Consider the following 10,927-nt stretch of genomic DNA (forward strand, 5'->3'; position numbering starts at 1 on the left):
CCATGCAGCCCGGTGACCACACCCCAAATTACACCTCATTGACGGACGTGACCCCAAAACCGTCCGTCGCGGCCCAGTCTATGGTGGAGGCAAGGCGGCTGCAAGCCTGTTGAATCCTAGGCCGGATGCCGTAACGTCACCCTCACGGCGGTTGACGTTTACGGTAGCTGCCATATGGTATCAGCCCAAGGACACGAACGGGAGAGAATCAATGCAGCGGGCCATACCGGCCATCGCAACGCAGGTGCATCGGCACCGAGCGAACGTGCTGCTCGGCGGCGGGCAAAGCTGCATCGCATGACCGTTGCCGGAGTCCCTCCCCTGCCCGCATCCGCGCAAAAGGTGTCGATGGGCACCAAGCTCGCCTTCGGATTCGGTTCGGTCGCCTATGGCATCAAGGACAACGGCTTTGCCGTCTTTCTGCTGATCTATTTCAATCAGGTCATTGGCATGCCGGCAGAGCAGGTCGGCCTTGCCGTCGCGCTGGCGCTGGTGGCCGACGCCTTTTTCGATCCCTTTGTCGGCCACCGGTCGGATGCGACGCGCAGCCGCTGGGGACGTCGTCATCCCTGGCTCTATGGCGCAGCGCTGCCCATCGCGCTCTCCTGGCTGCTGCTCTGGAACCCGCCAGAATGGAGCAACGGCGCGCTGTTCTTCTACCTCATTGCCGTGGCGATGGCGGTGCGCTTCTCGTTTTCGGCCTATGAGGTCCCGGCGCTCGCCATGCTGCCGGAGATGACGCGCGACTATCACGAACGCACCGAGGTGCTGCGCTATCGCTTCCTGTTCGGCTGGATGGGCGGCCTCGTCATGCTCTATGCCGCCTATGCGCTGCTGCTGGTGCCCGAGCCCGGCTATGACAATGGCGTGCTCAACCCCAATGGCTATCATCGCTATGCGCTGGTCGGGTCTGTCGTGATGATCGTCTCGGTGGTGGTCTCGGCGCTGGGAACGCACCGGCTGCTCGCACATCCCAATACCGATGGTCCCGCCGCGCATTCGCATGGCCTCAGGGACTTCGTCGCCGCGCTGCGCTTCAAGCCGTTCCAGCTTTTGCTCGCCGCCGGAATGTGCGCCTTTGCCAATCAGGGGCTTTTCTTCGCGCTGCAGAACTATCTGATGCTGTACGTCTGGGAATTCGAGCAGAGCGTGTTCAACATCTACCCGTTCGTGCTGTTCCTGGGAGTCGCGGTTGCTTTCTTCATCGTCGGGCCGGCGTCGCGCCGCCTCGAAAAGCCGCGCACCGCAGCGATCGCCTCGCTGCTGTCGCTGATGTTCGCGACCGCGCCCTACTGGCTTCGGCTTGCGGGCCTGTTTCCGGCAACCGGCGGCGGCACGATCACGATCGTGATCCTGTCGCTGATCGCGCTGTCGATCACCTTCGGCATCTGCGCAATGATGATGATCAGCTCGATGATCGCCGATGTCACCGACGCCAGCGAGGCCGAGACCGGCAAGCGGACCGAAGGCATCTTCTTCGCCGGATTCTTCTTCATGCAGAAATGTATCGGCGGGCTCGGCATCCTCGCCTCGGCGCTGATCCTCGCCATTGCCGGTTTCCCCGACAATGCTCAGCCGGGCCAGGTCGCGCCGGACGTGATCGACCGGCTCGCGCTGACCTTTGCCATCGCCACCACCGTGATCGGACTCGTTTGCGCGTGGCTGTTCACCCGCTTTCCCCTGGGCCGCGCCGATCACGAGGCGCGGCTGGCCCAGATCGCACAATCCTGATGAGTTTCACGAAAGGAAGATGAGCCATGGATTTTGACCTTACCGAACGCCAGGCCTATTGGCGCGACCGCGTCCGCAGCCATATCGAGGCGCATGTCCGCCCGCGCGTGAAGGACTATTACGCGCAGCAGGCCGAGGGTGGCCGCTGGAAGGTGCTGCAGGTTATCGAGGACGAGAAGGCCAAGGCCAAGGCTGCAGGCATCTGGAACCTGTTCATGCCGCCTTCGAACCCCAATCTGCCGCATGTCGACGACAGCTTCGAATTCGATGGCCCCGGCCTTACCAACCTCGAATATGCGCTGTGCGCCGAGGAAATGGGCCGGGTCGAGATGGCGAGCGAGATCTTCAACTGCTCCGCGCCCGATACCGGCAACATGGAAGTGCTGCACCGCTATGGCACCGCCGCGCACAAGGAGCAGTGGCTGAAGCCGCTGATGAACGGCGAGATCCGCTCGGCCTTCCTGATGACCGAGCCGCAGGTCGCCTCGTCGGATGCGACCAATATCGAGACCTCGATCCGCCGCGAGGGCGACGAATATGTGATCAACGGCCGCAAATGGTGGTCGTCCGGAGCCGGCGATCCGCGCTGCAAGATCGCGATCGTGATGGGCAAGACCGATTTCGAGGCCAAGCGCCACGCGCAACAGTCGATGGTGCTGATGCCGCTCGACGCGCCCGGCGTGAACATCCTGCGCCACCTGCCGGTGTTCGGCTACGACGATGCGCCGCACGGCCATATGGAGATCGAGCTCAAGGACGTGCGCATCCCGGCGAGCAACATGCTGCTCGGTGAAGGCCGCGGCTTCGAGATTGCGCAGGGCCGCCTCGGGCCGGGCCGCATCCATCACTGCATGCGCACCATCGGGGTGGCGGAAGAGGCGCTGGCCAAGATGGTCCGCCGCCTCCAGTCGCGCGTTGCCTTCGGGAAGCGGATTTCGGAGCATTCGATCTGGGAACAGCGGATCGCCGAAGCACGCATCGATATCGAGATGACGCGTCTGCTCTGCCTCAAGGCGGCGGACATGATGGACAAGGTCGGCAACAAGTACGCCAAGGCCGAGATCGCGATGATCAAGGTCGCAGCCCCCCGCATCGCGCTCAAGGTCATCGACGATGCCATCCAGGCGCATGGCGGCGCGGGTGTCAGCGAGGATTTCGGCCTCGCCAAGGCCTATGCGCACATGCGTACGCTGCGCCTCGCCGACGGTCCGGACGAGGTCCACAACCGCACCATCGCGCGGCTCGAAATGGGCAAGCACGGCGCCAACGATGCCGAGGGTGGGTTCACCTCGGGTGATCTGGGCGTGGCGCGGTGACTCAAGCCTCCTCTCCCTCTCGGGGGAGAGGATACGAAGCCTGGCGGGCTTGCCCGCCAGGCGCAGTTGGAGGGGCTGCAGCGTCTGCGCAAGCACGCCGCCCCCTCCAAGTCCGGCTAGGGCCCGGATGTGCCGGACCAAGCCTCGCTGTCCTGTCCCGTGAAGGGGCGAGGAGTACTGGAGAGACCCATGAAAGCTGCCATCTGTTTCGAACCGGGCAAGCCGCTCGAGATCCGCGACGTCACCATCGACAAGCCCGGCCCGCGCGAGGTGCTGATCCGCACCGCGGCCACCGGCGTGTGCCGATCCGACCTGCATTTCGTCGATGGCAGCTATCCCGCTCCCCTGCCCTTCATCCCCGGCCATGAGGCTGCCGGCATTGTCGAGGCGGTGGGCGATGGCGTGACCACGGTGAAGCCCGGCGATGCGGTAGTCACGTGCCTCAGCGCCTATTGCGGGCATTGCGAATTCTGCGTCACCGGGCGCATGGCGCTGTGCACCGGGCAGGATACCAAGCGCGGGCCGCACCAGCACCCGCGGCTCAGCATGGACGGCGCACCGGTCAACCAGCTGCTCAACCTGTCGGCCTATGCCGAACAGATGCTGGTGCACGAACATGCCTGCGTCGCGATCGACCCCGACATGCCGCTCGATCGCGCCTGCGTAATCGGCTGCGCGGTGACGACCGGCGCGGGCGCCGTGTTCAACGCAGCGGACGTGACGCCGGGCGAGACGGTTGCGATTGTCGGCTGCGGCGGCGTCGGCCTCGCGGCAGTGAACGCAGCCAAGATTGCAGGCGCGGGCCGGATCATCGCGATCGATCCGGTGGCGGACAAGCGCGCGCTCGCCGAGAAGCTCGGCGCGACCGACTGTATTGATGCCAGCGCGGATGGCGCGGCCGAACAGGTGATCGAACTGACCAAGGGCGGCGTGCACCATGCCATTGAGGCGGTCGGTCGTCCGGCTTCGGCCAATATGGCAGTCAAGGTGCTGCGGCGTGGCGGCACGGCAACGATCCTGGGCATGATGCCGCTCGCCGAGAAGGTCGGCCTGTCGGCAATGGAACTGCTGCAGGGCAAGAAGCTGCAGGGCTCGCTGATGGGCGACAACCGATTTCCGGTTGAAATCCCGCGCCTGGTCGAGTTCTACATGCGCGGAATGCTTGACCTCGACACGATCATTGCCGAACGCTTGCCGCTGGGACGCATCAACGAAGCCTTCGAGGCGCTCAGGGTCGGCGATTCTGCGCGATCAGTGATCGTCTATAATTGAATTAGGTGGGGATAGAATCTGATGGAACAGATCGACGCACAGGCGACGATGACCGGCACGATGGACGTGCCCGAACAGGACCGGCTCGACGAAGCCAGTCTCACCCGTTGGTTCGAGGCGAATGTCGAAGGCTTTGAAGGTCCGCTCACCCTTTCCAAGTTCAAGGGCGGCCAGTCGAACCCGACCTACAAGGTGACGACGCCGGGCGCGGCCTATGTGCTGCGGCGCAAGCCCTTCGGCCCGCTGCTGCCCTCTGCGCATGCGGTGGACCGCGAATATCGAGTGCAGGCGGCGCTCTACGATCAGGGGTTCCCTGTCTCGCGCCAGTTCGGGCTGTGCGAGGATGACTCGGTCATCGGATCGATGTTCTACGTGATGGCGTTCACCGACGGCGCGAGCTATTGGGACGGAACGCTGCCCGGCAAGACCCCCGAACAGCGCACCGCGATCTACAATGCGATGATCGATACGCTGGCGCATCTGCACAGCTTCGATCCTGCCGCGATCGGCCTGGAGGATTATGGCAAGCCGGGCAATTACTGCGCGCGCCAGATCTCGCGCTGGACCAAGCAGTATCGCCTGTCCGAGACCGAGACGATTCCGGAAATGGACCGGCTGATCGAGTGGCTGGAAAAGACCGTGCCCGACCAGCGCGGCTTCGGCATCGCGCATGGCGATTTCCGCATCGACAACATGATCTTCGCGCATGACGAGCCCAGGGTCATAGCGCTGCTCGACTGGGAGCTGTCGACGCTGGGCGATCCGATCGCGGACCTCAGCTACTTCCTGATGAGCTGGGTCCAGCCCGCCGAGGGCCGCAACGGTCTGCTCGGCGTCGACGTCAAGGCGCTGGGCATCCCGACGCTCGAAGAGGCGCTGGCCCGCTATGTCGAGAAAGCCGGGCTGGACGAGGTGCCCGACATGGACTGGTATCTCGCCTATAACCAGTTCCGCATCGCCGCGATCCTGCAGGGGATCAAGAAGCGCGTGATCGACGGCACGGCATCGAGCGCGCAGGCCGCGCAGATGGCGCAGCGCGTGATCCCGCTCGCACAGGCAGCGTGGGAATATGCCAAGAAGGCCGGCGCGCAGTGAGCGACGGGACATTCGATCTGACCGGACGCGTGGCGATCGTCACTGGCTCCTCGCGCGGAATTGGCGCGGCGATCGCGCGCAAATATGCCGCGCACGGGGCGAAGGTGGCAATTTCGAGCCGCAATCAGGATGCCTGCGATGCCGTCGCCGACGAGCTTAACGCGCAACATGGCGCAGGCACCGCGATCGCCGTCGCCGCCAGCATCTCGCGCAAGGAAGACCTGCAGAACCTGGTCGACCGCACCCGGGCCGAGCTGGGGCCGATCGACATCCTCGTCTGCAATGCCGCGAGCAACCCCTATTACGGGCCGATGGCGGGCATCAGCGACGACCAGTTCCGCAAGATCATGGACAACAACATCCTGTCCAACCACTGGCTGGTCCAGATGGCGCTGCCCGACATGAAGGCGGCGGGCAAGGGATCGGTGATCATCATCTCGTCGATCGGCGGGATGCAAGGATCGGGCAGTATCGGCGTCTACAATATCAGCAAGGCGGCGGACTTCCAGCTGGCGCGCAACCTCGCCTATGAGCTGGGACCCGACGCGATCCGCGTGAATTGCATCGCGCCCGGCCTGATCCAGACCGACATGGCGCGCGCGCTGTGGGAGGACGAGAAGGTGATGGGCTATGTTCGCCGGATCACTCCGCTGCGCCGTATCGGCCAGCCCGACGAGATTGCAGGCGCAGCTGTGTTTCTGGCATCGGATGCGTCGACTTATATCACCGGCCAGTCGATCGTGATCGATGGCGGCACAACCATAGCAGCGGCGCTATAAGCGGCGAAAACAGAGCGAGAGGGATTTCCATGGATTTGCAGGGCAAGGTTGCAATCGTTACCGGCGCGGGCAGCGGCATAGGCCGCGCGAGTTCGCTGCTGTTCGCCAAGCACGGCGCGAAGGTCATCGCCACCGACATTACCGGCAAGCAGGACGAGACCGCCGCGCAGAACCCTGATGCCATTACCGCCGTTCAGGCTGATGCCAGCAGCGAAGCCGATGTGCAGATGCTCGTTGCCAAGGCGCTCGAGCTGCATGGTCGGCTCGATATATTCTTCGCCAATGCCGGCGTCTCGGGCGGTTTCGAGGGCATTTTCGACCAGACCGTCGAGGAATGGGAGCGCATCCTCAAGATCAACCTGATCGGCCCGTTCCTCGCGATCAAGCATGCAGGCAAGGTCATGGCCGATAGCGGCCAGGGCGGCTCGATCATCTGCACCGCATCGGTCGCGGGGCTGCGTTCGGGTGCCGGCGGCCCTGCCTATACCGCGAGCAAGGCGGGCGTGATCAACCTCGTACGCATCGGTGCGCAGCAGCTCACCGGCAGCAACGTGCGCTGCAACGCCATCTGCCCGGGGCTGATCGAGACCGGGATGACCGAGTTCATCTATACCAAGGCGCGCGAGAAGGGCTTCGAGGACAAGATCGGCCAGCTCAACCCGATGCAGCGCGGCGGCGTGCCGAACGAGATTGCCGAGGCGGCCCTGTTCCTGGCGTCGGACCGTTCGAGCTATGTCAACGGCCATGCGCTGGTCGTCGATGGCGGGCTTACCAGCTCGCATCCCTATGCGCGCCAGCGTTTCGGCCAGACCGCCACCTGAACCTTCCCTCCCTGGAGAAATGAAAGTTACCTGATGACTCTCTCTGTGTCCGATCCGGCTGACCTTGGCTTCAACCACGCCCTGCTCGAGCGCATCCCTGCCCATATCCAGTCCAAATATCTCGATACCGGTCGCCTGCCGCACGCCGCCCTGCTGATCGGCCGCGGGCACGAGCTCGCGCATCTCTCGCTGCAAGGCAATGCGCGCGAGGGGCAGGCGCTGCAACAGGATGCGATCTTCCGCATCGCCAGCATGACCAAGCCGATCACCTCGGTCGCGTTCATGCAGCTGGTCGAGGAAGGCCGGATCGCGCTGTCCGATCCGGTGCATCGCATCATCCCCGAGTGGAAGGACCTCGGCGTGTTCGTCTCAGGTGGCGGCGCGCAGCCCTTCGTCACCCGTCCGACGACCCAGCCGATGCGGATGATCGACCTGCTGCGCCACACGTCGGGCCTGACCTACGGTTTTCAAGAGCGCACGCCGATCGACGCGGCCTATCGCGCACGCAAGCTCGAGGCCTTTGCGGGGCCCGATCTCGAGGAATTCATCAAGATCCTGGCGCAGATCCCGTTGCAGTTCGACCCCGGCACCGCGTGGAACTATTCGATCTCGACCGACATCCTCGGCGCGATCCTCCAGCGGATGGACGACAAGCCTCTCGACCAGGTCATCGCGGATCGCATCACCAAGCCGCTCGGCATGGTCGACACCCATTTCCAGATCCCTGAAGACAAGCTCGATCGCGTGCCTGACTGCTACGTCTTCCACCCGACCGAAAAGATGAAGCTCTACGATCCTGGCGCGACCACCGCCTGGGGCCGCAAGCCCAGCCAGCTTTCGGGCGGCGGCGGCATGGCTTCGACACTTGCCGACTATCACCGCTTCTGCCGCATGCTGCTCAATGGTGGTCGTCTGGAAGGCGCGCGCATCCTCGGCCGCAAGACGCTCGACCTGATGGTCGCCAACCACCTGCCCGGCGGCGGCGATCTGACGCAGCACAGCAAGGCGCTTTTCAGCGAGGCGGAAAATGCCGGCGCAGGCTTCGGCCTCGGCTTTGCCACCACCATCGACAATGCCGCGACCGGCGTCGCGGGCTCGAATGGCGATTTCTACTGGGGCGGCATGTTTTCCACCGCCTTTTTCGTCGACCCGGCAGAGGATGTGATCATGATCTTCATGACGCAGCTGATGCCGTCCAGCACCTACCCGATCCGGCGCGAGATCAAGTCGATGCTCTACGCCGCGGTCGAATAAGCTCAAGGAACCAGAACCATGACCGATTCTCCCATTTCCACCGCAAAACATGGCGACATTCTCGTCGTCACCTCGGACAGCCCGCCGGTCAACGCGCTGGGCGCGGCCGTGCGCATCGGCCTCGACAAGGCATTCGATGAAGCCGCCAGCGACGACAGCATCAAGGCGGTCGTGCTGATCTGCGCCGGCCAGACCTTCTTCGCCGGGGCCGACATCACTGAATTCGGCAAGCCCCCGGTCGAACCGATGCTGCCCGCCGTCATCGCCAAGATGGAAGCGCTCGACAAGCCGGTGGTCGCGGCGATCCACGGCACCGCACTCGGCGGCGGCCTGGAAACGGCCCTTTGCGCGCATTATCGCGTCGCCGTTCCCTCGGCGAAGCTGGGCGTGCCCGAGGTGAAGCTCGGCCTGCTGCCCGGTGCCGGCGGCACGCAGCGGCTGCCGCGCGTGGTCGGCGTCAAGGCCGCGCTCGAGATGACCGCCAAGGGCGATCCGATCCCGGCCAAACTGGCCAACCAATGGGGCCTGGTCGATGAAGTCGTCGAGGAAGGCAAGCTGCTCGAAGGCGCGCTCGCCTTTGCCGAGAAGGTCAAGGGCGTGCGCCCCGTCCCGCGGATCAGCGAGCGCGAGGCCAAGGCCGACCCCGAAGCCGTCGAGGCCTTCAAGAAGGAGAATGCCCGCAAGTTCCGCGGCTTTGACGCACCGGCAGCGAACATCGCCTGTGTGGAAGCGGCGACCCGCCTGCCCTTTGCCGAGGGTCTGGAGTTCGAGCGCACCGAGTTCATGAAGCTGATGTTCGGATCGCAATCGGCAGCGCAGCGGCACATCTTCTTCGCCGAACGCAAGGCAAGCAAGATCGACGGAATTGCCAGCGACATCGCGCTGCGCCCGATCGCCAAGGTCGGTGTGATCGGCGCTGGCACGATGGGCGGCGGCATCACCATGAACTTCCTGTCGGCAGGCATTCCGGTGACCATCGTCGAACAGGCCGAAGAGGCGCTCAATCGCGGTGTCGGCGTGGTGCGCAAGAACTATGAAGCCAGCGCGGCCAAGGGCCGTCTGACCACCGAGCAGGTGGAAAAGGCGATGGGCCTGCTCACCCCCTCGCTCTCGCTCGACGATCTCGCCGATTGCGACCTGATCATCGAGGCGATCTTCGAGAATATGGACGTCAAGAAGGAGGTGTTCGGCAAGCTCGACGCGATTGCCAAGCCCGGCGCGATCCTGGCGAGCAACACCAGCTATCTCAATGTCGACGAGATCGCTGCATCCACCAGCCGTCCGCAGGACGTGCTCGGCATGCACTTCTTTTCGCCCGCCAATGTCATGAAGCTGCTCGAGGTCGTGCGCGGTGCAAAGACCGCCGATGACGTGCTGGCGACGGTCATGAACCTGTCGAAGAAGATCAAGAAGGTCGCGGTGGTCGCAGGCGTCTGTCACGGCTTTATCGGCAACCGCATGCTGATGCCGCGCCAGGTCGAAGCCAACAAGCTGCTGATGGAAGGCGCAACGCCCGAACAGATCGACCGTGTGCATGTCGAGTTCGGCATGCCGATGGGGCCGTTCCAGATGAGCGACCTTGCCGGCGTCGATATCGGCTGGCACCGCAATCCGAGCCGGATAGAGAGCATCCGCGACGCCTTGTGCGCCGAGGATCGCTGGGGCCAGAAGAAGGGCGCGGGCTTCTATGACTATGACGAGAAGCGCAACCCCACGCCCAGCGCACGCGTCGCCGAAATCATCGAGGATTTCCGTTCACGCTCGAACATGCCCAAGCGCGAGATCAGTGATCAGGAAATTATCGAGCGCACGCTCTACACCATGGTCAACGAAGGCGCGATGATCCTGGAAGAGGGCATGGCGCAGCGCGCATCGGATATCGATGTCGTGTGGATCTATGGCTATGGCTGGCCGGTTTACCGCGGCGGCCCGATGTTCTGGGCAGGCCTCGAAGGAACGCCGAAGATCGTCGAGGGGCTGAAGAAGCACGGCTTTTCCGTCTCGCCGCTGCTCGCGGAAAAGGCGGAGAAGAACGAAGGGTTCTGAGCGCCCTTCTCCTTCGACCGGATACGAGAAGCCCCGCCGGAGCGATCCGGCGGGGCTTTCTTTTGGCGTATAACGTTTTTTTATGCCGCGCCGAGAATGGCATCCACGGCGGGCTTGTTCGCCGCGCTAACAATGCCCTTTTCGCGAAGCTCGGTGCCGACCGGCTTGGCAGCCTCGAGAAAGCTTGCCTCGCCCGTCGCCTGGTTGAGACCGATCAGGCTGGAAAATTCGGCATTGGCGAGATCGGCATTGGCCGGATCAGACGCGCGGCCTTCCTTGGCGATGGCCAGAGCCTGCTCGAAATGCGGCTTGGCACCGACCTTGTCCTGCTGCGTCAGGCTGAAATTGCCGAGATTGACCAAAATGGCCACCAACGTGTTGCGCACGCCCGCATTTGCCTTGTCCGCTTCGTAAACCTTCATCCACTGGGGCGCGGCTTCCTTGTAGAGCGGCGGGATCGCGTCGATCTTGCCCAGCGCGCCCTGCGAATTCGCGGTGATCGTCAGAGCGCTTGCCAGGAATCCCGCATTCTGGACGTTGCCCGGATCACGGGCAACGATCTCGCGGATGGTCGGCAGCGCGGGTTCGAGCTTGGCAATCACCTCGGCATGGT

General features: G+C 63.9%; 9 protein-coding genes. 8 read left to right on the top strand and 1 reads right to left on the bottom strand.

Going from position 1 to position 10,927, the window contains the following annotated elements; all coding sequences use genetic code 11:
* Nucleotides 1-297 precede the first annotated feature (297 nt).
* The 8 genes from AX735_RS04905 to AX735_RS04940 all read left to right on the top strand — a co-directional run bounded on the left by AX735_RS04905 (nucleotide 298) and on the right by AX735_RS04940 (nucleotide 10,314).
* Entirely contained in the window at nucleotides 298-1,731 is a 1,434-nt protein-coding gene (locus AX735_RS04905) for an MFS transporter (protein WP_171007722.1), read from the top strand.
* A 26-nt stretch (nucleotides 1,732-1,757) separates the two neighbouring features.
* Nucleotides 1,758-3,047: an acyl-CoA dehydrogenase family protein gene (locus AX735_RS04910; protein ID WP_066276521.1), complete on the top strand. Its 1,290-nt coding sequence runs from the start codon at nucleotides 1,758-1,760 to the stop codon at nucleotides 3,045-3,047.
* A gap of 189 nt (nucleotides 3,048-3,236) precedes the next feature.
* On the top strand, nucleotides 3,237-4,319 hold the full coding sequence (locus AX735_RS04915) for a Zn-dependent alcohol dehydrogenase (RefSeq protein ID WP_066276523.1): 1,083 nt from the start codon (nucleotides 3,237-3,239) through the stop codon (nucleotides 4,317-4,319).
* 21 nt (nucleotides 4,320-4,340) lie between these two features.
* The gene (locus tag AX735_RS04920) at nucleotides 4,341-5,414 is read left to right on the top strand and encodes a phosphotransferase family protein (RefSeq protein WP_066276531.1); all 1,074 of its coding nucleotides are present in this window, start codon (nucleotides 4,341-4,343) and stop codon (nucleotides 5,412-5,414) included.
* A complete protein-coding gene (locus AX735_RS04925; RefSeq protein ID WP_066276534.1) occupies nucleotides 5,411-6,193 on the top strand; it encodes an SDR family NAD(P)-dependent oxidoreductase in 783 nt (260 codons plus the stop codon). The genes AX735_RS04920 and AX735_RS04925 overlap by 4 nt, the downstream gene beginning before the upstream one ends.
* Nucleotides 6,194-6,222: 29 nt before the next feature.
* On the top strand, nucleotides 6,223-7,014 hold the full coding sequence (locus AX735_RS04930) for an SDR family NAD(P)-dependent oxidoreductase (RefSeq protein WP_066276540.1): 792 nt from the start codon (nucleotides 6,223-6,225) through the stop codon (nucleotides 7,012-7,014).
* 33 nt (nucleotides 7,015-7,047) lie between these two features.
* Complete coding sequence (locus AX735_RS04935) at nucleotides 7,048-8,268, top strand: serine hydrolase domain-containing protein (RefSeq protein ID WP_066276543.1); 1,221 nt, start codon at nucleotides 7,048-7,050, stop codon at nucleotides 8,266-8,268.
* Between the two features lie 18 nt (nucleotides 8,269-8,286).
* Nucleotides 8,287-10,314 carry a 3-hydroxyacyl-CoA dehydrogenase NAD-binding domain-containing protein gene (locus AX735_RS04940; protein ID WP_066276546.1) on the top strand — a complete coding sequence of 676 codons (2,028 nt, stop codon included), beginning with the start codon at nucleotides 8,287-8,289 and terminating at the stop codon, nucleotides 10,312-10,314.
* 80 nt (nucleotides 10,315-10,394) lie between these two features.
* On the opposite strand, the gene AX735_RS25635 is transcribed toward AX735_RS04940, so the two are convergent.
* Nucleotides 10,395-10,927 (bottom strand): hypothetical protein (locus AX735_RS25635; RefSeq protein ID WP_066276550.1); only part of this gene is annotated, 533 nt, incomplete at its 5' end.

The sequence above is a fragment of the Blastomonas sp. CCH1-A6 genome (assembly GCF_001556365.1).
GTDB lineage: Bacteria > Pseudomonadota > Alphaproteobacteria > Sphingomonadales > Sphingomonadaceae > Blastomonas > Blastomonas ursincola.

Coding starts and splice junctions, on each gene's coding strand:
- AX735_RS04905 (WP_171007722.1), top strand. CDS start 298: ATGACCGTTGCCGGAGTCCCTCCCCTGCCCGCATCCGCGCAAAAGGTG.
- AX735_RS04910 (WP_066276521.1), top strand. CDS start 1,758: ATGGATTTTGACCTTACCGAACGCCAGGCCTATTGGCGCGACCGCGTC.
- AX735_RS04915 (WP_066276523.1), top strand. CDS start 3,237: ATGAAAGCTGCCATCTGTTTCGAACCGGGCAAGCCGCTCGAGATCCGC.
- AX735_RS04920 (WP_066276531.1), top strand. CDS start 4,341: ATGGAACAGATCGACGCACAGGCGACGATGACCGGCACGATGGACGTG.
- AX735_RS04930 (WP_066276540.1), top strand. CDS start 6,223: ATGGATTTGCAGGGCAAGGTTGCAATCGTTACCGGCGCGGGCAGCGGC.
- AX735_RS04935 (WP_066276543.1), top strand. CDS start 7,048: ATGACTCTCTCTGTGTCCGATCCGGCTGACCTTGGCTTCAACCACGCC.
- AX735_RS04940 (WP_066276546.1), top strand. CDS start 8,287: ATGACCGATTCTCCCATTTCCACCGCAAAACATGGCGACATTCTCGTC.